This is a genomic window from Acinetobacter sp. D009 (genome assembly GCF_038562025.1).
Lineage (GTDB): Bacteria > Pseudomonadota > Gammaproteobacteria > Pseudomonadales > Moraxellaceae > Acinetobacter > Acinetobacter pittii.
This window is the reverse complement of record NZ_CP151886.1, coordinates 1,465,760-1,490,847: the sequence shown is the minus strand read 5'-3', so window position 1 is coordinate 1,490,847 and position 25,088 is coordinate 1,465,760. Positions and strand designations below refer to the sequence as shown.

General features: G+C 36.0%; 26 protein-coding genes. 5 read left to right on the top strand and 21 right to left on the bottom strand.

Annotation, left to right across the window (positions count from 1 at the left end; genetic code table 11):
* Positions 1 to 182: 182 nt before the first annotated feature.
* Positions 183 to 1,052 (bottom strand): LysR family transcriptional regulator, encoded by an 870-nt coding sequence (locus tag AAC388_RS06935; RefSeq protein WP_069036751.1) that lies wholly within the window; start codon positions 1,050 to 1,052, stop codon positions 183 to 185.
* Between the two features lie 223 nt (positions 1,053 to 1,275).
* On the opposite strand from AAC388_RS06935, the gene AAC388_RS06930 reads away from it, so the two are divergent.
* Positions 1,276 to 2,130, top strand: coding sequence for a DMT family transporter (locus tag AAC388_RS06930; protein ID WP_033847399.1), 855 nt, complete (start codon positions 1,276 to 1,278; stop codon positions 2,128 to 2,130).
* Between the two features lie 55 nt (positions 2,131 to 2,185).
* Here the strand turns inward: AAC388_RS06930 and AAC388_RS06925 are convergent, their stop codons facing one another.
* From AAC388_RS06925 to AAC388_RS06880, 10 genes are all read right to left on the bottom strand, one after another.
* Positions 2,186 to 2,449 (bottom strand): hypothetical protein, encoded by a 264-nt coding sequence (locus tag AAC388_RS06925; RefSeq protein WP_017386735.1) that lies wholly within the window; start codon positions 2,447 to 2,449, stop codon positions 2,186 to 2,188.
* A 144-nt stretch (positions 2,450 to 2,593) separates the two neighbouring features.
* Positions 2,594 to 3,700, bottom strand: coding sequence for a minor capsid protein (locus AAC388_RS06920; RefSeq protein ID WP_342371376.1), 1,107 nt, complete (start codon positions 3,698 to 3,700; stop codon positions 2,594 to 2,596).
* Positions 3,701 to 3,883: 183 nt separating this feature from the next.
* On the bottom strand, positions 3,884 to 4,126 hold the full coding sequence (locus AAC388_RS06915; RefSeq protein WP_032007434.1) for a hypothetical protein: 243 nt from the start codon (positions 4,124 to 4,126) through the stop codon (positions 3,884 to 3,886).
* 567 nt (positions 4,127 to 4,693) lie between these two features.
* A complete protein-coding gene (locus AAC388_RS06910) occupies positions 4,694 to 5,266 on the bottom strand; it encodes a lysozyme (RefSeq protein ID WP_032007436.1) in 573 nt (190 codons plus the stop codon).
* Between the two features lie 16 nt (positions 5,267 to 5,282).
* Positions 5,283 to 5,792 (bottom strand): hotdog fold domain-containing protein, encoded by a 510-nt coding sequence (locus tag AAC388_RS06905; RefSeq protein WP_032007437.1) that lies wholly within the window; start codon positions 5,790 to 5,792, stop codon positions 5,283 to 5,285.
* A 183-nt stretch (positions 5,793 to 5,975) separates the two neighbouring features.
* Positions 5,976 to 6,176: a hypothetical protein gene (locus AAC388_RS06900; RefSeq protein ID WP_002114613.1), complete on the bottom strand. Its 201-nt coding sequence runs from the start codon at positions 6,174 to 6,176 to the stop codon at positions 5,976 to 5,978.
* Between the two features lie 186 nt (positions 6,177 to 6,362).
* Positions 6,363 to 6,821 (bottom strand): hypothetical protein, encoded by a 459-nt coding sequence (locus AAC388_RS06895; RefSeq protein ID WP_032007438.1) that lies wholly within the window; start codon positions 6,819 to 6,821, stop codon positions 6,363 to 6,365.
* Positions 6,822 to 7,111: 290 nt separating this feature from the next.
* Positions 7,112 to 7,381: a hypothetical protein gene (locus tag AAC388_RS06890; protein ID WP_032042454.1), complete on the bottom strand. Its 270-nt coding sequence runs from the start codon at positions 7,379 to 7,381 to the stop codon at positions 7,112 to 7,114.
* A 301-nt stretch (positions 7,382 to 7,682) separates the two neighbouring features.
* Positions 7,683 to 8,057: a TonB C-terminal domain-containing protein gene (locus tag AAC388_RS06885; protein ID WP_032042453.1), complete on the bottom strand. Its 375-nt coding sequence runs from the start codon at positions 8,055 to 8,057 to the stop codon at positions 7,683 to 7,685.
* 150 nt (positions 8,058 to 8,207) lie between these two features.
* Complete coding sequence (locus tag AAC388_RS06880) at positions 8,208 to 8,438, bottom strand: hypothetical protein (RefSeq protein ID WP_005068685.1); 231 nt, start codon at positions 8,436 to 8,438, stop codon at positions 8,208 to 8,210.
* A 267-nt stretch (positions 8,439 to 8,705) separates the two neighbouring features.
* Between AAC388_RS06880 and AAC388_RS06875 the strand changes: the two genes are divergently transcribed.
* From AAC388_RS06875 to AAC388_RS06865, 3 genes are all read left to right on the top strand, one after another.
* A complete protein-coding gene (locus AAC388_RS06875; protein ID WP_032007660.1) occupies positions 8,706 to 9,428 on the top strand; it encodes a type 1 glutamine amidotransferase in 723 nt (240 codons plus the stop codon).
* A gap of 113 nt (positions 9,429 to 9,541) precedes the next feature.
* On the top strand, positions 9,542 to 10,057 hold the full coding sequence (locus AAC388_RS06870; RefSeq protein ID WP_342371375.1) for a hypothetical protein: 516 nt from the start codon (positions 9,542 to 9,544) through the stop codon (positions 10,055 to 10,057).
* Between the two features lie 152 nt (positions 10,058 to 10,209).
* Positions 10,210 to 12,399 carry a TonB-dependent siderophore receptor gene (locus tag AAC388_RS06865; RefSeq protein ID WP_087400892.1) on the top strand — a complete coding sequence of 730 codons (2,190 nt, stop codon included), beginning with the start codon at positions 10,210 to 10,212 and terminating at the stop codon, positions 12,397 to 12,399.
* Between the two features lie 74 nt (positions 12,400 to 12,473).
* Here AAC388_RS06865 and AAC388_RS06860 read toward each other — a convergent pair whose 3' ends face one another.
* The gene (locus AAC388_RS06860) at positions 12,474 to 13,025 is read right to left on the bottom strand and encodes a TetR/AcrR family transcriptional regulator (protein ID WP_336015897.1); all 552 of its coding nucleotides are present in this window, start codon (positions 13,023 to 13,025) and stop codon (positions 12,474 to 12,476) included.
* Positions 13,026 to 13,717: 692 nt separating this feature from the next.
* Here AAC388_RS06860 and AAC388_RS06855 point away from each other — a divergent pair.
* On the top strand, positions 13,718 to 14,053 hold the full coding sequence (locus AAC388_RS06855) for a hypothetical protein (RefSeq protein ID WP_086399543.1): 336 nt from the start codon (positions 13,718 to 13,720) through the stop codon (positions 14,051 to 14,053).
* Here AAC388_RS06855 and AAC388_RS06850 read toward each other — a convergent pair.
* From AAC388_RS06850 to pepN, 9 genes are all read right to left on the bottom strand, one after another.
* A complete protein-coding gene (locus AAC388_RS06850) occupies positions 14,034 to 14,594 on the bottom strand; it encodes a chorismate mutase (protein ID WP_304395919.1) in 561 nt (186 codons plus the stop codon). The two genes, AAC388_RS06855 and AAC388_RS06850, sit on opposite strands and share 20 nt — an antisense overlap.
* Before the next feature lie 78 nt (positions 14,595 to 14,672).
* Positions 14,673 to 15,356 (bottom strand): SDR family NAD(P)-dependent oxidoreductase, encoded by a 684-nt coding sequence (locus tag AAC388_RS06845; RefSeq protein ID WP_304395920.1) that lies wholly within the window; start codon positions 15,354 to 15,356, stop codon positions 14,673 to 14,675.
* Between the two features lie 9 nt (positions 15,357 to 15,365).
* On the bottom strand, positions 15,366 to 16,127 hold the full coding sequence (locus AAC388_RS06840; RefSeq protein WP_057076857.1) for an SDR family NAD(P)-dependent oxidoreductase: 762 nt from the start codon (positions 16,125 to 16,127) through the stop codon (positions 15,366 to 15,368).
* 7 nt (positions 16,128 to 16,134) lie between these two features.
* Positions 16,135 to 16,821: a glutathione S-transferase family protein gene (locus tag AAC388_RS06835; RefSeq protein WP_057076855.1), complete on the bottom strand. Its 687-nt coding sequence runs from the start codon at positions 16,819 to 16,821 to the stop codon at positions 16,135 to 16,137.
* Positions 16,822 to 17,047: 226 nt separating this feature from the next.
* On the bottom strand, positions 17,048 to 18,067 hold the full coding sequence (locus tag AAC388_RS06830; RefSeq protein ID WP_017398417.1) for a spore coat U domain-containing protein: 1,020 nt from the start codon (positions 18,065 to 18,067) through the stop codon (positions 17,048 to 17,050).
* A complete protein-coding gene (locus AAC388_RS06825) occupies positions 18,058 to 20,517 on the bottom strand; it encodes a fimbria/pilus outer membrane usher protein (RefSeq protein ID WP_342371374.1) in 2,460 nt (819 codons plus the stop codon). Before AAC388_RS06825 ends, AAC388_RS06830 begins: the two co-directional genes overlap by 10 nt.
* 9 nt (positions 20,518 to 20,526) lie before the next feature.
* Entirely contained in the window at positions 20,527 to 21,231 is a 705-nt protein-coding gene (locus AAC388_RS06820) for a fimbria/pilus periplasmic chaperone (RefSeq protein WP_057077329.1), read from the bottom strand.
* Between the two features lie 73 nt (positions 21,232 to 21,304).
* Positions 21,305 to 21,841 carry a spore coat U domain-containing protein gene (locus AAC388_RS06815; RefSeq protein ID WP_197738985.1) on the bottom strand — a complete coding sequence of 179 codons (537 nt, stop codon included), beginning with the start codon at positions 21,839 to 21,841 and terminating at the stop codon, positions 21,305 to 21,307.
* Positions 21,842 to 22,420: 579 nt separating this feature from the next.
* Positions 22,421 to 25,027, bottom strand: a complete 2,607-nt coding sequence (gene pepN / locus AAC388_RS06810; RefSeq protein WP_342371373.1) for an aminopeptidase N — start codon at positions 25,025 to 25,027, stop codon at positions 22,421 to 22,423.
* Positions 25,028 to 25,088 lie beyond the last annotated feature (61 nt).

The following is a 25,088-nucleotide window of genomic DNA, read 5'->3' as shown; positions in this document are numbered from 1 at the left end:
CTCATGAATTGTTTAGATTGATGAGTTAATAAATACTTTTTATTAGTTTTACGATCAGCATAGGTTTCTAGGCTTTTTTGTAGATTTAGCGCAAAAATGTAAAGCTATTTAGTTTTGACTTTAAGCGCTCATTTAAATTTAACTCAACAAGTTCAAAGCCGAGCACCTAACATAAACTTAAATTAAATATTAACTGAATGCCTGAGCGTTTTGAGGAGTAAGTCATATAAGTGATCTACAGCTTTAGACTCCAAAGATGCCCGACTCCGATAAACAGCGACCTCCATAGGTTCTAAAGGTCCTAGGCCATGATCAGCACTTAAAATAGTTAAATGCTCAGGTGCACTACACTGTGTGAACACGGCAATTGCTAAACCACTTTCCACCGCTGCAATTTGACCAGCTAAACTTGAACTGTTGTATACCACCCGATAACGGCGTCCCTGTAAGGCCAAAGAATTAATCGCACTCTTTTTGGCTTGACTAGTACTTTCATAAACTGCAATTGGGAGTGGATCTTCTCGCCAGAGTTCAAACTGTGGAGAGCCTACCCACACCATTGGTTCATGAAATAAAAGTGTTCCTTGACGAGCGTTATCTCTCGAAATTAATGCTAAGTCTATATCCCCAGTTTCTACCCGTGGTATTAACGAAGTAGACTGCTCACAAATTAATTCAATTTCAACACCTCCATAACGTGGAGCAAAACGCTTAAGTACAGGCGTTAAATATTTTGCAGCATAATCATCGGGCACCCCAAGGCGTATACGCCCCTTCAGCTCATCTCCGTGAAATGCCATTTGGGCTTCTGCATGTAAGTCGAGAATACGGCGCGCATAACCTAAAAGCAGCTGTCCTTGAGACGTTAATTCAATTTGTCGGTGCGTTCGTATTAAAAGTTGGCAATGTAGAGCTTCTTCAAGTTTTTTTATTTGCATGCTAACAGCGGACTGTGACCGATATAACTCAGGTGCTGCGTTTGATAAAGAGCCTGTATCTACTACGGTGACAAAACACTTTAGCCAATCAATCTGTAAATTTTTTAAAGTCATTAGAATTTATCTATTCGATTTTCAAATAGTATATAAAAGAATTATGCGCTTTTCTTTATTTATTGCCTCTCTCATACTGAACTTATAAGAAGTTAAAACAATTCATTTTTTAACGTCGCTAACGGTGAATTGATTAACAACTGAATAACTCGTTAATCACTGTCCTTACTAACAATTTTATCACTTCGTATTTCTTAGGTATTACGCACTAGGAGGAGGTTTTATGCGCCTAAATAAACAGATGCTTGCGTCACAAAGTGCGACATCCACTTTCGTTTTACTTTGGGGTAGTGCTGCGATTTTTACTCGATGGGGACTCGACAATGCCTCACCTATAGCATTATTAATTCTGCGCTTTGCCACAGCTTTGTTTGTTCTGTTGTTAATTGCTATTTTTAGAAAAAGACTTTTACCTAAGCATGGAACTCGAAAGCAAGTTTTATTAACTGGACTCCTCATTATTGCAGGTTATTCAATTTGTTATTTTAAAGCCATGGCTCACGGAGTCACCCCTGGTTTAATGGCCACAATCATGGGAATACAGCCAATCTTGACGCTTTGTCTTTTAGAAAAGAATTTACAAAAAGAGAGATTATTAGGTCTATTGATTGCTTTAGCCGGACTCATACTTTTAGTGTGGAAAAGCTTAACTATGTCTTTTATCGCTCCAATCGGAATATTCTTTGCCTTAGCAGCACTGATCTGTATAACTTTTGGGGCCATCATGCAAAAAAACATTCAACAAGCCCCAACAGATGTCTTACCGCTCCAATATATAGTTAGCCTTCTAGTTTGTTTATTTATAGTTCCATTTGAACATTTTGAAATAACGTGGAATTCACAACTCATTATTTCGGTTTTATTCCTTGGAATTTTAATTTCTGTAGTTGCTCAACTTTTACTTTATCGACTTCTAAATCAGGGCAATCTTGTAAATGTGACAAGCCTATTCTATTTAGTTCCTGTTGTTACTGCACTTTTAGATTTTTTAATATTAAAAAATAAGTTGCCGCTTGCAGGCTTAATAGGAATGATTGCGATTTTAATAGGCTTAACACTTGTATTTAAAAAGAAATAACTCATTTAAAGTACATTAAAAACCCTCGACTGAGGGCTTTATGCTGAGTTAAAGACTAGTCTAAATTTTTCCAGTCTTTACCAATTTGAGCTAATGCTGGCAGTTCATCGCTATTAAAAACATTAGAATTACGATCAATAGCAAATCGATAGATGGGCACAGAATCAGCTTCAGTTTTTTTATAGAAGCTGAAATTTTCAGTAATGTGGTAATTGCCAGCTTCTGTAGATTTTACAGCTGCTCCTGATGGAATATGAATATAACTTTCACATTCCACTTCAATATTATTTCCAGCAAGATCTTGGTAGGAAAATTTCATGTTTTGATCCTTTCTAAATTTTTATGATTGAGAAAAACTTAACATGCTATCTGGCTAGATTATTGAAACTTTTTTCAACTAATTGTTTAAGTATGTGTATTTAGTTAAAACTAAAAATATTATCTCTAATATTTCTACTCTATCTCACAATCCCAATACTTTAAAAGCTCGCTCATCAAGTTCTTTAAGTTCCTCAAGTGTATATAACCGTCCTTCTGGATCAAAAAACTTATCAAAATCAAATTCCCCTTCTTTATACAATTGATATCTTTTAGGCCCTAACCACTCTTTTTGAAAGAAATCATCTGTTAGTTTAAAAAACTCTTTAAATGACATATTTGCATCTAATTGGCCAATTAATTGTTCACGTTCATTTTTAGGAATATCCCTAAATTTTCTCTCATCCATAATGAAGGCTCGGCTGCCGACTAGCTGACCATCTTCATGAGTTGGAACTAGAATACTGCGGCAATGAGGATGCAAAGGCGGAACTTTTTTTGTAGGATCATTGATATCCCACACACGACTATCAAGGGCTGCACATACTTTTGAGGTTCTACCATCAAGCACACTTACAAATCTGACATATTCAAACTTTAACTGTTTATAGCTGTTTAAATAGGCCTGATTGGATATATGACTTCGAATCGTACGCACAGTTCGTTCAATATCAATCTTAGAGCTATTTAGTAGTCCATCTTCATATTTAAGGCGTTTAGTCCCTAGAATCCTTTGAATAATTTGTTGATTCGTCTCTCCAGTATTGAGGCCATTCCGAATTGCATACTCCACTCTTTGACGGGCAACCTCTGCAATTGTAGAAAGTAACTCATCCACCAATGCTCCACCTGCTAAAGGAACACGTTTAGCAGCTTTATAGAGCTGTTCACCTTTTAATTCTTTATGTTTGCCACCAAAAACTTTTGACATATATCTGACTTCATAGACAGCCAATGCCACAGCAGAGATGGTAAAAGTTTCAATGAGCATATCGTTAGTAGTATTAAACCACTGAGAAATCAGTGCACGTATTTCTTTTAATGGGGCTGTTGAGTAAAGCCCACCCGCCAATGCGGTTTTTTCCTTTTCATTTAGCTCATCTAACAGCTTACTTAGTTTGGTAAGCATATTAACTGTTTCGGAATTAAATAAATTAAGAAGTTCATTAACCGATCTTGAAGATGCTCGATATAGATAAGCTTGATGTTGAGTCAGAACATCAAAAAGTGATTTCTGATGAAGATTAACCATAAAAATTACCTCTACAGAATTGCCCTTTTTATTATTTTCTATTTGTTTGTCTTACCTTATGTAATTTGCTTATTATTAATATCTCTAGAATAAGTTATGACTAACAAGTGTACCTACGTAAAGTTATTTAGCTAACAGCTTATCCTTGTAATTTATATCTTTATAAACTTGTCTCGTGTCTAACTACACCATCTCTTTAATGCTGAGTAAAACAGCATTACTCGGAATATTTTTAAGTATTTTCTTTTGTTGTTTTCGCCATTCTTTATAAAATTTTTTATCAGATTGTTCAGAAAAACTGTTTGTATTCTTATTAGCGTATGTAGTACCCGTATTTGATGATTGTATACTTGGCCAATTGTTTAATTGAGGTGTTAAAACCGCATTACTCATCAATGAAAGTTCTTCTAATCTAATTAAGTTCATATTTACTTCCTTGCTTATATCTAGCTCCTGATGTCTTCAACATGTTCAAACTTTATATTGAACCGTTAAAAGATAGCTACTGTTTTATTTCCTAAGCCAATCAGAGCCTACACAAATACCACACCCTTAAAAATGCAAAGTGCAAGTTTTGTGTATTGATTTACCAATGATGTAACTTGCTATACGCCCAAATAAATTAATTTTAAATAGAATGAAAAAGGTATTTATAAGGTTTTCTTCTCAGTTGCTCCAATTTCAGATATACTGACCTTAGTATGAGATGAGCCTTATATAGTTCATTGGTAGATCAATGAATGACTAAGCCCTTCGCTTTCGAGCAAGGGCTTTTTTAATGCGTGTAATTTGGAAAAATTACTTTGATCTGACTCAGCAATTCAAGCCTCGGTTTGCCTTTACTGAACAGGTCTGTTAGATTGGTCTTGTTCATCAACTCCTATTGTCGATGAATACTGAAGCCTGATTCGTAGCATCAGGCTTTTTTTATGCCTAGATTTTATTAAAGATCAGAACGGCTTTTCTGATCAAACCCTATAAAGAATTAAAAGACTATGATCCTAAAAACAATTTCTTTTCAATAGCGCGGCGTCTAACCAATCCAGCCAAACGCTTACCGCCTGCGTTTACCCATACATCAAATTGGTTTGCGGCCCCTTTGTAATCGCCTGAATTTAATTTTTTTAATAAGGTCGATTTTTTAAAGGCTCCTGCCCCGATGTTATAACTTAGTGAGACTAATGCGTCGAATTGATTTTGCTTTAAAGGAACTTTTACAGCGCCATTGACTGCACGCTCAAATATTTTCAAATCATGCTGCATATATGCTTTGGCCTGCTCAAGAGTACATGTGTCACCTTTTTGAACGCTCAAACCGTTTGGGTATCTGGTTGTGCCATAACCAATGCTCCAGACACCTACGCCATCATCATAAGCACTGAGTCTTAATCCTTCAAAATTACAAATATGGTTTACCCCTTCCTGACTCAGAGACATCTCATCTACCACAAAACCAATTTCCTCATCGCCATTGTCTGTTGCGGTAGCAATCGGACTATTTGTAGCGGCACGTGACCGAGACTTGGTAGTAAAAAGCTTGCAAAGATAATCCAATATTTTTTGCATCTAATCCTCTTTCATCTTACTTTTTCTCTGTAACCCAAAGTGTAATATACCCTTGAACTACAGGCTGTCCATCTGCTCTATAGGCATTTACTTTTATTTGCATATCGCCAACTTTCCATTCTTCATCAATTGTTGCGACGACTTTAATATCAGAATCGGCTTTGGCGACATAATTTACATTCATGCCTTTAGGTAACCATCTTAAATGTTGAGGAATAGATGCTTCGGTTAGTACACCCATAACAAATTCTAATCCATTACATATGGCAATAACGTGAACTGTTCCTATGTGATTTTCGACTGATTTATTCTTTTTGATGAAAGCTTCACACACGTCAGCATCTAGTTTTTGAATAATTGGATTTACTGTTTGAAAATATGGAGCAACACGGCTAACAACTTTTGACAACAACGTTAATCCACATGGTATTGCTTTCAATGTTCTAAAAGCGAGCAAAACGTCATTAATTGGTGGTACAGCGTTATATTTGATTTGGTTGGCAAATTTATAAATATAATTACTCATAGTTTTACTTCTGGCTGAGAATAAGAATTTAATAAATATATAGCCTCATATCTCTAGACTCATTGCTTAACTTTCATGTTTTTTAAGTCATTAATGATAATTTTTGAATAATATCTAGAGTTTGTTGTTGTTCAACCAAATACGCTAGAAATTAAAATGCCCAATATAAAATTGGGCTATAGATTATTCTTCGACTTCTATGGGATCGCCATCTTCAGGTCGAATATGTCGCTCACCATCATCTGCCGGATCGACACTAGAGCCATCTTTGGTAATACTGTTATACAACTCATCCTCTTTTTTATCATCGATAAATTCTTCATCTGCAAAATCAAGAGGCTCTTCATCATCATCAAAATTTAATGGTTTTTCTTCATCTATCATGAGATTTATCCTTTACTTCACTTGTCTCATACCATGCTCAAATAATTAACAGATACATTCAACATGAAACAATCATCATTTATGTAACAGACACTTTAAGATACATATAACAAAGAAAACCGCCCTCGAAGGCGGTTACTAAGCTCTAAATTGTTAGAGATAATTGGCTTATAACTTTTATATATTTTAAGAAGGTAGTTTATTATTTTTAATATAATCATCTGATTTAAAATAATTAACTATCATTTCTGCATTTTCTTCTTTTACAGGTAAAGTAGTTACTGGAATATTTTCATTTCCCATACTAAAGCCTTGAGGGACCAACTGAGAAATAGGAGGAAATTTGGCTTTACCTCCCTCAGTGATTCTTTCAATAAATCCTGCAAGCCATAAAATAAACTCACCTTCATTATCACACTTAGGCATAAGACTAAAATCAATTTTTACCGAGCATTGCTCGATGGGCTTGGTTAAGCAGTCTTCAAAATTAATAAAATTATACTTTAATTTGAATTCAGTACCTTTTATCGCATTACGAATAAGCCCAACCAAACAATTTAAATTTTCTATTACATCATCAGAAAACAAGTTGTCATTTTTAATTTTTTTATAAACCTTATCTGCTATTGCTAGATATTTTGGCATCTTAACCTCCTATCTTCTCATGCGTATATTTATATACTTCTTTAAACTATTATTTTTTTATGTAAGATAGGGTAAAACTCATAAACTAAATGTAAGAAATACAAGGTTTTTGAAATTTAATCGTCAATTAAACATCAAAAACATTTAAAAATGTGAAGTAATTAACATAAATAATCTATATATAAGAAGATTTTGAAAAATTTTCTTTCAATTTTTCATATTATCGAGAAGTGCTTTAAATAAAATCTTAGCTCTATTTAATATTTGAACTGAATTTATTCAAAGAAATTCTAGTTTTTATTATTTTCAAGGTGGTTCAAAATACTACTAATTTTTAAAAGTAAATAACCGAACAGCAAACCATTAAATATAATAAAAAGACCAACTGTGACCATTTGTGTAGACCACACTCGAATAATATCTAAATTATCATTTCTAGTTTCAACTTGCCCATATGACAAAATAAAGGCTATTCCTAAAACAATTCCAAATATAATTAGACACCACGCTACAACTTTCGTTGCTTTACTTTCAGTATGAGGCTTCTTTACTTCACTCATATTTTTACTTACAACTCTTACGAAATTATTTATTTTCTATAATAATTTTTCATTCTTTTAAAGTTCTGTTTATGTTACCTTTTGATATTAATGTAACAAATTTTTATATTTTTTTAATATATAAATAAAATGTCTTATTTTCTGACTACACTGAAATGTTAGCATTCTACTTTTGAATTTAGCTCTTAAAGATCAGTTCAATATAGCTAAAACCTACTATATCAATACTATAAATATCTAAAGAGCAGATTTAACTTACTCAAAATTATAAATCTGCTCTTAGTATTCAAACATAACTGATTTATTTTACCTGAAACTTAATATTGAATTTTCTTGCTTGCTTTCTTACCTCTGGATTAGAGGGTAAAACAAATGGACTAGAACGCCAGATAGCTTTTTCAATACTTGTTTTAAATTTTTGCTCTTCTTTATCTAAAAAGATAATTTGCTCAATTTCGCCAGTATCCATTAAAAAGACTTTAACACTTGCACTCATACCTGTAGAAGACTTGGGAATATCCCAGGTTTTATAAATTTTCTTTTGATATTGTTTTTTATATTTTTCAGCCTCTGAAATAATTTTATTATCAGCCACTTGCATAGGAGTGACTTGTTTGTGACCTGTAGCACACCCAACCAATAAAAATAAAGAAGCAACAATAGTGAAGTTTTTCATTTAAAATACCTTGTTTTCAATAACTAAAATTTAACAGTTTAAAATTTAAAAAACCACCCAAAAGGTTGTATTAATCATTGATTATTATGAGTTAGCAAAGGTGTTAAGCCACCTTTGCTCCGTCCTTTTTAGTTAATATTTTATTTTTCTTTAAAAAGGAACTTCATAACGAAAATTTAGATTCGAATTTTCTGATATATTTATATTATAGACATCTCGATCAGTGAAAATCCCATGTTCAGGTGTTTTAAAACTATTAAAAGCTTTATTCTCTGGAACTATTGGAGGTTTATTCAAATAATTTTCTTGAGAATTATATGGAGATGAAGCACAACCAATCAGCCCAAAACCCAATAAAGATATAACTAAAAATGTCTTCATAAATTTTGTCCACTTTGATAAAAGCTACACAATTTAACAAATTGAACTGCTATTGTCACACCAGAATAATTTAGTTTAACTTAACAATAAATTTATTGAATGTATTTAAAAAGAAATAATCAATTTCAACTTCTATAAAAAACAAATAAATCTGGCCCATATAAGTTTTTAAAACTGGATGTATTAAAGGCCCTATTCTAGTTTTAATATTTCCTTGATTTTTAACCAATGATCTACCTATTTTACGTTTAGATTTTAAGGATTGTTATGCGGCTACATTTTATTATTCATGAAGATTTTGAAGCGCCCGGCGCATATGAAATTTGGGGCAAAATGAATAACTTCAAAATTACCTATTCAAGAGGGTATTTAAATGAAGTTTTGCCAACTTCTGTTGAAGATATCGACTTTCTTATTGTAATGGGTGGCCCACAAAGTCCCGATACTACATTAGATATGTGCCCTCACTTTAATTCATTAGCTGAACAAGCAATGATTAAAAAAGCAATTGAAGCAAATAAAGTGGTCATTGGGGTATGCCTAGGGTCTCAATTGATCGGTGAAGCTTTAGGTGCCAAATTTGAACATAGCCCTGAGCGAGAAATTGGTAAGTTTCCAATTATGCTTACAGAATATGGAATAACACATTCTAAGTTTTCACACTTAGGAAAAATGACCGAAGTTGGCCATTGGCATAACGACATGCCAGGCTTAACTTCCAATGCAAAAATTATTGCTTTTAGCGCAGGGTGCCCAAGACAGATTATTGAATATTCAAAATTAGTTTATGGCCTACAATGTCATATGGAATTAACTTCAGAAGTAGTTGAATTACTGATTCAACATTCAGAAGTCGAGTTAAATGATGCTCACAATTATAAATTTGTGAATACTCGTGAAGAATTACGAAATCACGACTATCAAGAAATGAATCAAAACCTGTTTATTTTTCTGGATAAATTGAAAGAAGAATATTCAAAACAATCTTAAAAAAATGAGTGTAAAAAGCCTTTTTAAATTGGCTTTTACGCTCCGCTACAGATCTTATTATTTACCAGTTGATCAAGCACTCTTGAAGTCAAACCTTCAAAAATTAAATTTTAATGTTACAATACAGTGATTTACTCAATTTCAATTGGACTCCCAAAGAAATGAATAGATTTTTATTAACTTTTTTATCTTTAAATATTGGGCTTTTTTCTTCTTCCATCTTTGCTGAAACAAACACATTTCAAACGAAACAAGAATATAACCGCCCTAGATTTAATCAGCATAAAAGTATGCTTGAAATAAATGCTAACACTCAGAACCCTCAGCTGACTGAACAGCAAAATTCATTTAATTCTCCTCATTCCCAAAACGTAGATTTTTTTGAAATTGCAAAACAATATCAAGAAAATGAAGCAAAGCCTTCTTCGTTTACTGATGAAACAGTGAATATGAGTGATCATGAGCGTAGCCTTTACTACATGAGACATCATGATAATGTGGGTATTCAAAGAGAAATTCGTGGTCAACAGTTTAAATCGCTAAAACAACAGCGAGATAAAGGTGTTATTTCTAATGATGTATATAAAGAAAAGGTCTACAAAATCTTAAATCAACGTAACTTTAAATAAATTTGAAGCCCTCTTCGGAGGGCTGTTCTGTGAAAATGATTAGTGAAAAGCTATGTTTAGTTTTTCTAAAAAACTTAAATTACATTTATAAAATTTTGTTACTTTTTCGCTATAATGATTATAATTATCGTTTAGGATTTCGATACATCAACATGGACCGCTCATCTGCTCTTTTACTCCCAAATTTTAAGTTCAAAGTTTCTACACTTAGCTATGCAATCGGACTAGCTTGTACTTATTTAGCACTTCCTGCACATGCCGAAGATACAACCACTAGTGCATTACCGACTATTACCATTAAGGCACAAGGTAACTGGTTAGAAGAAGCAAATGCAGAAACTGTTCACAAACATGCTGGCGCTCGAACTATTATTGACCGTAAGCGTTTAGATGAAACGGCGGCAACTTCACTGCGCGAAGCTCTAAAGCAAGTTCCTGGGGTTCAGGCTCAAGACAGTAGTGGAACAGGCGGTAGTGATGTTTCTCTCAATATTGGGGTTCGTGGTTTAGCATCTCGCCTATCACCTCGCTCAACAGTTCTAGTCGATGGTGTTCCGCTTTCATTTGCACCGTATGGTCAGCCACAGTTATCTTTGACACCTGTTTCAATTGGGAATATTGAATCAGTTGACGTTGTGCGCGGTGCGGGATCGGTTCGTTTTGGGCCTCAAAACGTAGGTGGAATTATTAACTTTGCTACTCGATCAATTCCTCAAGATTTTAGCGGAACTGTTAGCCTAACTTCAGAATATGCATCTGGTACTGATCAAGTAAAACTGAGCCCTAATTTATTTGTGGGGGGAACTTTAGATAATGGTTTAGGCCTTGCCCTTCTATATTCAGGGACCAAAGGAAACGGTTATCGAGAAGCAAACAACAAAATTGATATCGATGATGTAATGCTAAAGTCTGCTTATCAATTTAATGATAAAGACTCGGTTGCTTTAAATCTGCATCACTATGAAGGTCGCGGCGAAATGCCAGAGGGTTTAACTCAGGCGCAATATGCTGAAAACCCGTATCAATCTTCTGGTGAAAAAAACTATTTTGCAGGTCGACGTACAGATGTCTCTTTACGTTATAACCATAAAGATGAAAAAAATAACTTCGAGGTTTTGAGTTACTACATCGACTCTTTCCGTACTAGTAATCTTGAGACTACACTAGCGAATGGGCAAAAACGCCTCGATTCTGCTCCACGCGATTATAAAGTCTATGCAATTGAACCGCGTTACTCTCGCATTTATGAACTTGGTAATACTCAAAATGAAGTAACGGTTGGCTATCGCTATTTAAAAGAAGAAAGTTCTGAATTTGCAGGACGTACTGCATCTTATGCAGCAGGTTCATCAGTGCCAGATTTTGCTCCGCGTAGTAGTAGTGAAGGCGGTACTAAAGCACATGCTGTATATATCGACAACCGTATGGAACTCGGCCGTTGGACCATCACACCGGGTGTTCGTTTCGAATCAATTGAAACCCATAATAACTTCACAGGTTATAACAAAGGACAACCTAATACTGTTTATCCAAAAATTGATTCAGACGAATTTTTACCAAGTTTATCCGTGATGTACTCAGCAAATGAAAACTGGAATATATTTGCAAACGCAGGCGTATCGTTCGGTCCACAGCAATACAGTCAATTAGCTCGTCTTGAAGGAACAACCGCAACGGCTACAACCGAAGGCTTACATCCTGAAAAGTCGAACAACTATGAAATTGGCACCAAATATTTGGGCAATGGTTTAAATGCCGAATTTACCGTGTTCTATTTAGACTTTGATAAAGAGCTTTCATTGGTTCGTGATGCTGCTAATAACGGAATCTGGACAGATTTAGGGGCAACCAGCCACAAAGGTGTCGAAACAGGTATTAGCTATGATTTCGGACAATTGTCTGATGCACTGGAAGGCTTAAAAGTATATGGAAACTATACTTTCACCAAAGCAGTGGCTGAAGCTGGTCAATTTAAAGATAAAGACTTACCATTTTACTCGCGTCATGTCGGTAATGTTGGGTTAGGTTACACAGTAGATAAATGGTCTTTAAATGCGGATATGTTTGCTCAATCTAAGCAGCATTCACCAGATCTTCCAGATAGTAATGTCTATCAAACAGAAGAAACTGCTGATGGTAAATATGGAGATATTCCGGGTTACACCACTTTTGCGCTACGTACCTCTTATGACTTAAGTTCACAAGTTAAAGGTTTAAAAATCGCTGGTGGAATCAAAAATGTCTTTGATAAGCAATATTTTACTCGCTCAACAGACTCTACTGGCGGTAAGTATGTAGGACTGCCACGTACGTTCTATCTACAAACATCTTTTGATTTTTAAAGCTAAACCAAATTGAATAAAAAGCCCTCTTCGGAGGGCTTTTTCATAAGTTAAACACTAGAATATGGATCAATTTAAGCGAGCGTTGACATAAAATATTCTAATAATTTATCCCTTTCATCAGTACTATTCGCACTTAAAAGCTGGGCCATTGCCCCATCAATCACAAATAAAAACATGTAGGCATCTTCAACTGTAGCGTTAACTTTTACAGTTAAAAGGAATTTATGAATTTCTTTAATGAACCAGTTCCGGTAGTCAATCACGATTTTATAGGCCGCAGGATAAAGCTTTTCAATTTCAAAAATGGCTTTAAATGGTAAACGATAAAAGCCTTCTAAGTTTGCATGTAAAAAGTAAACTTTCTTAAGTTTATCGAATGCCATGAGTTCACGGTACAAATGAATAATTGAAAACACCTCATGTTTTAATGCATCTGTTTGAAAAGTTAAGCTCATCTGAATAAGCCTTTCTTTGGAGTGAAAGTAGTTATAAAAAGTGGCTTTGGGAATTTTGGCTTCTTCAATAATTCGATCGATCCCAATATAAAACCCATATTGTTTAAACAAATCTCTTGCCGCATGTAGCACGCGAAGTGCTCTAAATGATGCTTCTAAATTTGGCATTTTTATACCGTTTAAAATAATTTTTTTGTTGTAAGTAAATGAGATAGAAATGCTGTCACTCTTAAATTGAGCGTTAAAAACAGGCATGCAAAAGCGGCACAAATAATGGTGTGCTCGCCTATCTCAGGTTTATTGTTGCTATGATTTTTTAGTCGTAAGGATTCTTAAGGTATAGAAAACCTAGAGCCGATTAAACCGTTTGAAAGACTGTTTAAATGGAATAAATAGAGAGATTTTGGCAGAGGCCAATAAAGAATAAATAGTACGCATAACGGCGGACTCCTTTTGATTTAGAAGAGTCTTACCAATTACTGTCAAATAATGGTGGCAAGACTAGAAGGGTTGACAGACTGGTACAAAAGGAAACCAGCGCACGCAAGCGTGCCCCTCCTAGCCTTACCATAAAGGCGTGACTTAGGAGAACGCACAAAACGAAATAATACGTTGTTGTGCGCCTTTTGTACCAGCTCTGTCAAAAGCTGACTGGCAATGTGGCCAGCAGGCAAAGGATAATCGGAGAGGTTTTGGGTGTCAATGTGATATTGGCTAGAAAACAGTTAAATAATTATTGTTTTTCATCGAATTAGAATATTTAATTAATTGGTTAAAAATTCATTATTAGCTTGTCTTTAGTTAATATGAACGACAACTTAATTATAGATTTTCATCACTACTTTAAAATAAGGATAATTATGTTAGACCTAGACGAAATGAATGGAAATTTTTTTAATTTTGATCAAGTAGACACATTCAAAATAGAACATGACCATATAATGAATTGCTACAATCTTGTTTTGATTCTATCTAAAGATTTACATGATCCTTCCGCCCCTAAATTCAATGTATGCTTTAACCATATTTCAGACTTAAGTATGAATGATAGTTTTAGACATAATTTTCAACAATTCCCTTGCTTACTTATCGAAAAGCACAAAAATCAGTGGGAAAATGTTAATTATGAAATCAGACAAGTGGAAGATGAAGACTTAAGTTTCAAATGTAAAAGTTTTACTGCTTTCTTAACTTAATTTTATTTAATGCCTCACATAAAGCTTTTTTGTCGGCTTCTTTAAGTTGTGGATGCTGAACAGGCCACATATAGCTACAGCCATGAGGCGCATTGTTATGATTTTTCTTAAGTTCAACGGCAATATTTTTTAGAAGCTCAGTGTTTAGAGAACTAATTTTTAAACGTACTTCTGCTAAATCTTGTGGCTTCCAATTACTTTCAGGACTCGACAACCAATCTGCGCGATAGCGATACTGAATGGCCTTGGCTACATTCATTTGCGTCACAATAAATAGCTTTAATGTTTCGCTATTTAAGCCAAAAGATTCGGCTTCAGAAAGCGATTGATCCAGAACTTTCTTCTCTTGAGTTAAATCTTCGATAGGTAAATGCTGCTCTGCTTTATAACCTGCAACATCCTTCATATAAGATAAGCGTTCGTTAACTAAACGAGCAGTTTGAGTGTATTGTGAAGCTTGCGCGAGTGAAGAAAAACACATAAAAGCTGCCAAGGTCGACACTACTTGAACCGTTCGCTGAAAACTCTTTATATTCACCATTTAAAAACCTACCGAAATTATTGTTCTATGATCATTTCAGATCAGTACTGTATTTTAACAATATGTAAAAGTAAAACTTCAAGATAGGCTAAGTTCTTGGCTCCATGCAGAATCAGGTTGCTGATAGATGTGTTGGCATACTTGCTTGAGAGATGAGGTAAAGTGCTGGTTTTGCCCTTCCCATTTTTCAATCATGCAATAACTAACATGAATGCCTTTGGGTTGAAACTCTCTCGCCAATGACTGCGATAAAGCTCGAATGCTAGCAAACATGCTTTGGCTTAACACATCGTAATGGGTCGAGTGATTAGAGGGTGCGCCAAGAAAAATAACTGTGCCCCGCTGTTGTTTAAGCATAGGTTTAATCACAGCTTGAGCGACACTTACTGCACTTAAACCTGTGCTCTGCCAACTGTGTTCAATCTCTTCTAAAGATAAAGCTTCAATATTGGGCGAAGATGAAAAACTCGGCTGAAATACACAGAGTTCAATGGTATGCCCGTGTTGTGAAATATAACGCAATAAGCATTTTAAGTGATCTGCATTCACTAAATTTAAATGTACTGCTGTCACGCCATCATTTATAGAATGTATTTTCATCTTTTGCGCGGTTGAATCATGCACAACTTGATAAAGATGTAATGGAAAATGTGCGTTTTTATCTAGAATTACAAAATCACGCTCAATCAGTTGAAGGTCATGACCAGCCACTACAACACAGCCCTGCTTTTTTTGAAATTTTTGAAATATTTTTTTTAGCATTTTAGTCTCTCAAAATTTTTCTTGATAAGGGCGTAAATCCAACTCATGTGTCCAGAGCTGAGGTGTTTGTTGGTAAAGCATCCAATAATTTTCTGCAATTGCATCAATATTAAGTCCGCCAGTGCCACGCGTAAGACGAGCTAACCGCCCCAGACCAAATAATGCTTTATTCACTCTATCGCCATCGACCATGCCATCAATAATCACATGAGCAATATGGATGCCTTGTGATTTATAGATTTGGGCTAGATTTAAGGCATAAGCTCTTAAGGCAGATTTTCCCATTGTAAAAGCTGCGAAAAAAGGTTTGCCGCGTAGAGACGCACTCGCACCTGTAAAAATAAGCGTACCGTGATTTTGATCTTTAAAAATTTTTAGACAGCTTTGAGAAACTAAGTAGGCCGATAAAAAAGTGGATTGCCACATTTGAGTAAAAAACGACAATGGACTGCGTAAAAAGATGGAAGGAATATTCCCTCCCACATTATGAACGACAGCAGTAATGCGCTCGTTTTGACTAGTAATGGTGTCAAACAAGGCCTGTACTTGGTGTATATCTTCTGCATCTAAACGAAACGCTACAGCATCTCCACCATTGGAATGGATTTGGGCAGCCACTGCTTCAATTTTCTGAAAAGTACGCCCAGCAACATAAACTTTTAAGCCTTCTTTGGCGAAAAGACGACACACCGCTGCACCAATACCTTGTGATGCCCCGACGCCAATAACAACCGCACAATCTTGTTTTTTATCTAATGTTGCTGATGTCATAGACATTTCACCCTGTTTGTTTTTTATACCATAATGCAATAAACGGACGATTCAAAATTTCTTTACTAAATTTTTTACTGGTACGAATCACTTCACCGAGTTGAGCAACTACAGCTATATCTGCAATGGTTTGGCTGTTTCCAACTAACCATTCACTTTGTGATAAAACCTGCTCAATACGGTCGAGATGTCGGATAAATTCTTCTTCAACATTTTCAGCTTTCATACGTCCTAAGCCTTGAAAGAAAAGCTGCGTTTTTAACTCGGCTAAAATAAAACCTTTTACCATCGGCTTTTCATAAGCTGGACGACCAATGCTACTAATGCGAATCGATTCATCTAAAGCTTCTGAGTCATTTACGCGTAAATAGACTTCATAAAAATAAAGAGATTCATCTGCCCAATCTTCCCAAAGTTCAGCAAGCGCTTTTTGATTTGGATCTTCAGGGTAAAGCCGAGGTGTGTCTGGAAAGGCTTCATCTAGATAGCGCGCGATTCGAGTGCTGTCTTGAATCCTCTGACCGTTATGGTCAATGACAGGTACTTTGCCCACCTTACTTAGCAGAGGAACTTTCGCTCCAAGAATGCCGTTATAGTTAACTGTGTCAAATGGAATTCCTTTAAATTTCAGAACTCTTGAAATTTTTTGACAGAATGGGGAAATTTCCCATTGATGCAAAATAATATTCGACATTTATTCACCTTTATTTTTAATTGCCTTTTATCTAGTTCTTTTTTAGAACTAACCAATAAATATACACAATGCTTTTTTAAGTCAAACTGTTTTTGATGACGAACAAGTTCCAAAAGCTAAGAATTATTTGATTTTTATTATTTATATCTTAACAATTTTTAAGCAATATACTTTGAATTATAGGGAGCTCTGCTATAAAAAGAGCTCCTCATATAAATTTGAAAGATTAATAAGTCACCGTAACGACAACACTATCAGAATAGACACCAGGTCTACTTGCGATGGCAGTGCCTTGCGGAATCTTTCCATACACAGTAGTCGTTTGAGCGCTTCCTGTACCTGTTTTTGAGACTCCCCCTGTTCCCCCAACATTGGTTACGCCTCCCGTTGCATCCCATACCGTACTATAGTTAGAATCTTTATATAGCTGATAGGGAATAAATTCATTATTACTATTGATCATACGCCTAAAACCCCCAGCTATACGGTTATTGCCGTCCCCTAAATAAATACTGTATGGCGTTCCAAAATTACAGGTTGTATTCACTGCCCCTTGCGCTGTGTAATCACGCTTAGTCGTACCAATATCATTAATATTTCCAAAATCTACAGTTGAGGTTGAGTTTAATTGGCACAGGCTTGGGACCACAAAGTTTGCTGTTAGCAATGTATCGCCTGAATCCCAGCCACCAAGTAAATCACCACATGACAAACCCAAAAGATCCATATCCCAATACAACCGAACCGAAGCTGTATATGTTCCTTGAGGGTATGCAATAAGAGACCCCGTTCGAGCTGGTACTTTTATATTTACCGAGTAGCTCACAATATTATTTGATGCGACTGTTGCTACTGGACCATACCACACATTGGAGGTTTGGTTTGTGGTAGAAGACCCAGCTCCGCCTACAGTTGCAGTAACTGTATAGGGTAATGAAACACTGTTAATTGCATTTGTGGTTCCCGTAAATACGGTTTTCATACACATGAAATTAGAAATCTGGGGAAGTCCTAAATTCGTGCAAGTAATTGTTCCTGAAAGGTTTACGGTTGCATCACTATTGATATTTGCTGCTGTGTAGATAAAAGTGTTATTTGTGGTCCCACTTACCGTACAAGCTGCATGTGCCGGACTAAAAAATGCATAAACAAGATAAAATAAGCAAATGCCTACAAAATATTTTAAAGACAATGGAAAAAACTTATAGCTCTCTATTTGAGCCTTATTCATAATATTTAATGACATACATAAGGTCCCAATTTTTTGGTTGAGTACTGATTACTGTTATATGTGAAGTCAACTTGGCATGAACCATGATCTAGAAGATCGACTTCAAGTTTGTTTTGTTTTAACAGGTTTGGAATAAATACTTCACCGTCATACCCAACCATCCCATTTTGCTGACCATTAATTCGAACGGTATAACCCGGCATTAACGGTGAATTTTTTTGATCAACCAGTTTTACTAATCCTGAAATAACCTGATGAGCACCAAAGTCAACCAAAGTTCCTTGACGATAACCCACGACTGTTTTTTGATCTGTAGATTTAACATTCCAATTCAGAGGAAGATACGATGGATCTAAATAAATATGGTTCACTTGATATGGCATGAGACTAGGAATCAAAAATCTTCCAGACTTGTCAGTTTCTCCCAAATTGACCCCGCCATTTATAATTTGGCTTTGTGGCCCGGCATTGGTCACAACTGCGTAGCCGTCTCCAATTTCATTGGCCGCAAAGATACGTCCCGCCGCCGCAACCAGTGATCCTGTCGCCGAAACTGCAACCTGATCATTATCCCCAAATCGGTTATATCGCCCTGTCAGGTAAGCTGCTCGGGCACGGTAAGAGGCATAGACCGATGCATTGTTTTCATTGGCATCCTGATCTCTTTCAACATAGCCACCCCAGCCAAATGAACCAATTTGTGGTTCTGACAAACCGAATATTTCTTGGCGATACCGTAGGCTACCGCTGTCACTAGATACACTCGTGATCGCATTCACTTTACTGGACGGTGTATATCTCAGCGCAAAGTAAACCCCATAGTCCTTGTGGTTTTCATAATCTTTATAAGCTGATGCATAAAAACCCCAGTTCTTGTCCAGACTTCCACTTAAATTGGTAGACAGTAACTTGTAAGAGTTGTCGCTATATTTAATCTGGTTATAGCCCAGATAAAGCCCATAGCCTGCATAAAAGTTATAATTAATCCCTGCCCTAAAAATCTCATCTGCCAGTGCGCTGTAGTTCAGGTAGTTCTGTGACTCGGCATTGATCTGATTCTCTTTTAAATATCTCACTTGAGATACACGAGCTAGGTCAAAGTAGTTATCAAATACTTTGCGGTAACTGGTGTTAAATGAAATGTTCTTACTGATGCGCCCTTCTAAACCCAGCAAGGCAGAATAACCGTTTTCATCTTTATACTGGCTCGCTGCAATGTCGGCATTGATCACGCCAATCCCCAAAACATTTTTGGCAAATCCTGTGCCTAGGTTCGATAACCCATCTGTTGAAGCCTCTGCGCCACCGCTTAAGGTCAGTGAGTTACTGTAGCCGTATCGAATTGCACCCGAGGCAAAAGTGGCATCGTCATAATCATTTGAATAGAGTCCATAATTGTAGCGTGGAACCCCCACATCTACTGAAAACTCATTAATGCCTTTTGCCAGAATCTTGGAGGAAAAATAGTACGGCTTTTTGGTAATGCTCTGCTTTCCCGTTGCATCGGTGGTCACAAGGGTGACTTCATTTCCCGAAATAAACGGGAGCTGTTTAATATCAAATGGACCAGATGGGACTAACCCTGAATAAATCTTTTGCTGGTTGACGTATAAGTCTAGGGTTGAAGGCAGTGCTGCCGAGCCGGAAAATTGCGGGAGTGCCGAGGTGACAATATCCCCGCGTTGACTATAAGCACTCGACCACTGAAAACCGGCAAGACGGACACTGCTCCCCCAGTCTGGGCTATTAGAAATAAAGTCGCCTAGGGTATATATCCTGATCTTTTCAGGGTCGACATATTGCCACTTACTTTCCAGTCGTACCCACTTTTCATGGCTATAACTATTTTCATTACTACCGTTATATAAAACGCCTGATGAAAAGTTACCAATTGCACTGTTAAAAATACCCTCTGCCGTACCTGAGAAAACGTTCTCGTCATTGGTCATAGTCTGATACAGACTGTAGTTCAGAATGGCTGCATTTAAGGGTTTCATCTTTAGCAAATTCGGGCTAGTGACCTGCTGGCCATTTAAGTCAACTGAGTAACCCGTTAACATGTTCGACGGAACTTTTAAGTTTAGAGACTGCTCATTTTCGAGATATTTAAACTGGATTCCGTTTAGATCATTAATATATACCCACTGGTTATCTGGGATATGTTCATCCATTTTTAATCTTAAAGTTTTTAAAGTGCTAGATCGAATATATAGTTTTCCATCCTTAGATTGCTTTACAGCAACCAAATCTTCAGAAGCATTTGAGTTAATCGAAATATTTAAAAATAGCTGGATGAAATTAAGATCTTGCTCCTGCTCATTCGTTCCTACTTGTGTATATTTACTATTGCTACCTACAGATTTAGGAACACTGGGAACTGCAGTATTCGTATGATCTAATAACTGTTCGGCAAAAGAATATGCAGGAAAATACGCAACACATAAGACACCTATAATGTATTTCATATAAGCCTCTTAAAGTGTGGTTTTCTTACCATTAACTGTTAGAGATACGCTGTATTTATGATTTGGTTGGTAGGTAAAGTTACTAATCGAGTAACTTTTCGACTTCTCCGCAAGAATATAACCATTCACAGTATTTACTTTAATGGGATAACTTTTATTCGCAGTTGTATCAACAAGCGTTAGACTATTTAACAGCGCATGTCGGTTACCTATATTGCTAATATTTAAAGAAGGTGTGTTCTGGTTAACATCAATTTTCCAACTCAGTTTGGTAATTGCATCTTTATTGACAATAAATACAGGTAATGATGAGCGAAGTAATACATTTACTCCCTGAGCTGCTTTACGGCTATCAATCGGTTTTGGTAACTCATCAATAATAATACGATAAGTTTTTTCCCCAGAAACAGGTTCTGGGTTAATTCTAACTACACGTAAGTTATAAGAGTCACTAGGTTGTAGTTTTAAAAATGGTGGACTAACTACAATTTCATCCGTAGGGATTAATTGATCTTGACCAGCATCTTGTCTCCACTCAAATACACGCACCTGTAAATCAGCGCTTTCATTTGACTGGTTATATAAACTAATTGAAGCAGCATTTTGATTACTTAATATTTCTACATTTACAGGTGAAAGACGGATTGTAGCGGCATAAATAGAGCTAGATAAAGATAAAAATAATCCCGTAATAATAAAAATATTTTTTTTCATGATTTGCTCAAATATAACTTTTTTAATGTATTAGCCCTTTCAAAAGGGCTAACGTAATTCTAATTTATGCAAATTAATAAGTTACTGTAACAGTCACACTGTCAACATAGCTACCAGCACTTGGTAAAGTTGTTCCTGCAGGAATACGACCATACACATTTACAGTTTGAACATTACCCGTTCCAGTTCCACTGTAGGCAGTCGTTGCAATACCAATTGCTGTGGCACGCCCAGTGTCAGTGAAAAGGTTGTAAGGAATATATTCGTTGCTAGTCGCCCCACCGATCATACGACGTTGGGTTGATAAAACATTCTGACCACCATCAAATGACAAAGTCCATGGCACAGTATTATTACAAAGGACTTTAATTGAGGTACCACCTGTCGTTGTCGTATCTGCATCGACATTGCTAGCCAGCGAACTTAAAGTACCAAAGTCTAAAACTGCATTTGTTGTCGTACCAGTTGCAGAGGTATTCAATACACAACTATTGGTTACCGTTGCTCGAACAGTTAATGTACCTGTTGCTGTAGCTGCATTTGCTGCATTGAGAGAAAATACTCCTGCAACAACTGCTGATAAATAAATAAAAGTCTTTTTCATGGCCAAAACCTTTTAAACTAAATTGTCGAATTAATAGATATAAAAAATTTAACCCTTATTCTTACAATCATTTTTATTTGACTGCTCTTTTAAAGCTTATTTTTTTATCCTACTTTCCAACATAATACATAAAAATAAATAAAATGCATGTTCACGTTATTCTTTTAATTTCTAATCAATAAAACAAATTTACCTAAACCTATCTTACAGATACAAAAAACAATAATTAAAAAACTTAAGTTTTTGATTTAAATAACTTTAATAAAATTTAAAAAAAATTTATTTATTTAAATTTAAATAAATATGTCAAAAAATTATCAAAATTTATGAAATTAAATTCTAATTACATAAATACTTAGTTTATTTCCTGACTATGCTTTTAATGGTAATTTTATATTATTACTTACAAATTTATCTCAAACAAATTATCAGTTCTCTTAATTTAAATAAAAGTAAAATATCAAAGAGTAAAGCTAAAGATACATTCGTAGAAGGAAAAATTTATTTTCTTTACGCTTTAAATCTCTATAGAAATATAAAAAATAAAGGTCTCTTTAGAGACCTTTATTTAGTAAGTTTAAATAATTAAACGCTCAGCATGCTATTTAAAGTTTCAGAAACATTTTTCGATTTCACTTTAGGCTGCAATGCTTGTAAAGCCTGCTGAACTTGAGTGCGCTGAGGCTCTGCAAGCGTATACCAACGAGATAACACCTGTAACAGACGTGAACCTAAAATTGGGTTTTTCTCGTCAAGATATTCTGCAAGGTTAATAAAGTGAGCGACACCAAAGCCCCAAGTATTTTCAGGATTATTTGACAAGCCACCACTTACCGCACGAATACGGTTTGGAGTTGTTAAATCATAGTCTGGATGTTGAGTAAGGTACTCAATTGTTTCTGTTGTCGCATTTGGGTTTGCAGCTTGAATCATAAACCACTGATCTAAAGACAAGGCTTCATCTTTAAAGCGATCATAGAAATCAGCAAGTGCCTCTTGAGCTTGAGGTGCATTTTGCCAAACCAATACACGTAAGGCACCTAAACGCTCAGACATATTGCCTGTGTTTTGGTATTGAACATGCGCTAATTCAAATGCACTTTGATCACCCTGACGAGCCATCATCATCAACATGATATTTTTTAATGCACGTACACCCATGGCTAAAGAGAATTCTTTTTGCAAGTCAGGGTCAAGTGTAAGGTAGGTATCTTTCCAAAACGAACCCAGCTCTTGTGCTAAACGATTTAGTAAAGCTTCACGTTTTACATGAATATCGGCTGGTGCATAGTTCTGATCGATACGGCTACCTAAATAACCTTCACTTGGAACATCAAACAAACGTGATGCTAAAAGCGGGTCGCGGCCAACCAACTCAGGCAAAGTGCTTTGAATAGCTTGAATGTAAGCATCTGCAGAATGGTCTTCTAGCAAAATACGTTCAAGTAAGGTTTGCGTTGCTTGCCACTGGTTAAAGCCGTTTGTTTCGTGTTGAATTAAGAATGCTAATTCTTCATCACTGTAATCAAATACAAGATTTACAGGAGCTGAGAAATTACGTAGTAGTGAAACAACAGGTTGCTCAGTTACCCCTGTAAACTCAATAGTTGCTTCATCTTGGTCAAACAAGTACACGCCATCTTTAACATCATTTACGAATAGACTGTTACTGTGCAATGTATATTGCTCCCCTGTTTGAGCGTTAAAAAGCGCTAAAGCAACAGGAATTGGAACAGCTTTTAAGTTTGGATATTTAGGGTGTGCTTTTAAGCTTTGTTTAAAGCTTAAACGGTAAGTTTGTGATGCGGCATCGTACTCACCTTTTGCTTCAAGCTTTGGCGTACCTGGTTGGTTGTACCAAGTTAAAAATGCAGATAAATCGACACCTGAACCTGCAGATAATGCAGCAACCCAGTCTTCTACTGTTACGGCTTGTCCATCATGACGGCGGAAGTATTCATCGGTTCCTTGACGGTATTTTTCTTTACCCAACAAAGTCGACATCATGCGGTTAATTTCCGCACCTTTTTCATAGACTGTCGCTGTGTAGAAGTTATTAATTTCTACAAAGTGATCTGGACGTGGTGGATGCGACAATGGACCAGCGTCTTCAGGGAATTGATGCGATTTAAGTACAGCGACATCATCAATACGTTGAACCGCAGCAGATTGTAAATCTTCCGAGAAAGACTGGTCACGGAAAACCGTTAAACCTTCTTTTAAACATAGCTGGAACCAGTCACGGCAAGTAATACGGTTCCCTGTCCAGTTATGGAAATATTCATGGGCAATCACAGACTGCACACGCATAATTGCAGCGTCCGTTGTGTATTCTTCATCAGCAAGCACACATGAAGTATTAAAGATGTTTAAACCTTTATTTTCCATGGCACCCATGTTGAACTGACTCACCGCAACAATCATATAGTTGTCGAGGTCATACGCACGGCCGTAGTGTTCTTCATCCCAACGCATTGAATGCTTTAATGCTTCCATTGCGATATGGCATTTTGGAATGTCTTTCTCGATTGCATAGATTTCTAAAGCAACATCACGTCCTTCAGACGTCGTATAACGATCTTTAAGAACAGCTAGATCACCAATAACACAAGCAAACAAATAGCTTGGTTTTTTAGTCGGGTCTTGCCAGATCGCAAAGTGGCGATTTTCACCTACCTCACCTGTTTCAAGCAAATTACCATTGGCAAGTAATACCGGATATTTTTTGTCTGCTTCTACACGTGTCGTAAAGACTGAAAGTACATCTGGACGGTCTGGATAGAACGTGATTTTACGGAAGCCTTCAGGTTCATTCTGAGTTACAAACAACTCATCTGCTTTATATAAACCTTCAAGCTGAGTGTTGGTTTCAGGATGAATAATCACTTGAGTCTGTAAAATGACTTCATCTGGTGCATCAGTGATCACCAGTTGTTCACTGTCGAGTGAATATTGTGCAGGAGTAAGATCTTGACCATTGAGCTGAATAGATTGCAACTCAAGATCACGGCCCAATAACACCAAGTCTCCAGCAGTTTGACGCTTCGTGACTAATGTTGAATCAACAATTGTTTTGTCATCATATACTTGAATATCAAGATTAATAGATTCAACCAAGAACGAAGGTTTTTGATAATCTTTTAAATAAACTGTTTGATCTGCCTGAACTGGAGGCTGCGCCGCAATATTCATCTTTATTCCTTATATACTTTTCGGAAACCGTAGTACGAATTTTATGAACTTGATCATACAC

Excerpts from the sequence above, each read along its gene's own strand:
- AAC388_RS06895 (WP_032007438.1), bottom strand. The coding sequence starts at position 6,821 with ATGCCAAAATATCTAGCAATAGCAGATAAGGTTTATAAAAAAATTAAA.
- AAC388_RS06835 (WP_057076855.1), bottom strand. The coding sequence starts at position 16,821 with ATGTCGAATATTATTTTGCATCAATGGGAAATTTCCCCATTCTGTCAA.
- AAC388_RS06840 (WP_057076857.1), bottom strand. The coding sequence starts at position 16,127 with ATGACATCAGCAACATTAGATAAAAAACAAGATTGTGCGGTTGTTATT.
- AAC388_RS06880 (WP_005068685.1), bottom strand. The coding sequence starts at position 8,438 with ATGAAGACATTTTTAGTTATATCTTTATTGGGTTTTGGGCTGATTGGT.
- AAC388_RS06820 (WP_057077329.1), bottom strand. The coding sequence starts at position 21,231 with ATGAAAAAAAATATTTTTATTATTACGGGATTATTTTTATCTTTATCT.
- AAC388_RS06850 (WP_304395919.1), bottom strand. The coding sequence starts at position 14,594 with ATGGTGAATATAAAGAGTTTTCAGCGAACGGTTCAAGTAGTGTCGACC.
- AAC388_RS06925 (WP_017386735.1), bottom strand. The coding sequence starts at position 2,449 with ATGAAATTTTCCTACCAAGATCTTGCTGGAAATAATATTGAAGTGGAA.
- AAC388_RS06885 (WP_032042453.1), bottom strand. The coding sequence starts at position 8,057 with ATGAAAAACTTCACTATTGTTGCTTCTTTATTTTTATTGGTTGGGTGT.
- AAC388_RS06930 (WP_033847399.1), top strand. The coding sequence starts at position 1,276 with ATGCGCCTAAATAAACAGATGCTTGCGTCACAAAGTGCGACATCCACT.
- AAC388_RS06855 (WP_086399543.1), top strand. The coding sequence starts at position 13,718 with ATGTTAGACCTAGACGAAATGAATGGAAATTTTTTTAATTTTGATCAA.
- AAC388_RS06870 (WP_342371375.1), top strand. The coding sequence starts at position 9,542 with ATGTTACAATACAGTGATTTACTCAATTTCAATTGGACTCCCAAAGAA.
- AAC388_RS06875 (WP_032007660.1), top strand. The coding sequence starts at position 8,706 with ATGCGGCTACATTTTATTATTCATGAAGATTTTGAAGCGCCCGGCGCA.
- AAC388_RS06845 (WP_304395920.1), bottom strand. The coding sequence starts at position 15,356 with ATGCTAAAAAAAATATTTCAAAAATTTCAAAAAAAGCAGGGCTGTGTT.
- AAC388_RS06890 (WP_032042454.1), bottom strand. The coding sequence starts at position 7,381 with ATGAGTGAAGTAAAGAAGCCTCATACTGAAAGTAAAGCAACGAAAGTT.
- AAC388_RS06935 (WP_069036751.1), bottom strand. The coding sequence starts at position 1,052 with ATGACTTTAAAAAATTTACAGATTGATTGGCTAAAGTGTTTTGTCACC.
- AAC388_RS06915 (WP_032007434.1), bottom strand. The coding sequence starts at position 4,126 with ATGAACTTAATTAGATTAGAAGAACTTTCATTGATGAGTAATGCGGTT.
- AAC388_RS06865 (WP_087400892.1), top strand. The coding sequence starts at position 10,210 with ATGGACCGCTCATCTGCTCTTTTACTCCCAAATTTTAAGTTCAAAGTT.
- AAC388_RS06910 (WP_032007436.1), bottom strand. The coding sequence starts at position 5,266 with ATGCAAAAAATATTGGATTATCTTTGCAAGCTTTTTACTACCAAGTCT.
- AAC388_RS06920 (WP_342371376.1), bottom strand. The coding sequence starts at position 3,700 with ATGGTTAATCTTCATCAGAAATCACTTTTTGATGTTCTGACTCAACAT.
- pepN (WP_342371373.1), bottom strand. The coding sequence starts at position 25,027 with ATGAATATTGCGGCGCAGCCTCCAGTTCAGGCAGATCAAACAGTTTAT.
- AAC388_RS06860 (WP_336015897.1), bottom strand. The coding sequence starts at position 13,025 with ATGCCAAATTTAGAAGCATCATTTAGAGCACTTCGCGTGCTACATGCG.
- AAC388_RS06830 (WP_017398417.1), bottom strand. The coding sequence starts at position 18,067 with ATGTCATTAAATATTATGAATAAGGCTCAAATAGAGAGCTATAAGTTT.
- AAC388_RS06825 (WP_342371374.1), bottom strand. The coding sequence starts at position 20,517 with ATGAAATACATTATAGGTGTCTTATGTGTTGCGTATTTTCCTGCATAT.
- AAC388_RS06900 (WP_002114613.1), bottom strand. The coding sequence starts at position 6,176 with ATGATAGATGAAGAAAAACCATTAAATTTTGATGATGATGAAGAGCCT.
- AAC388_RS06905 (WP_032007437.1), bottom strand. The coding sequence starts at position 5,792 with ATGAGTAATTATATTTATAAATTTGCCAACCAAATCAAATATAACGCT.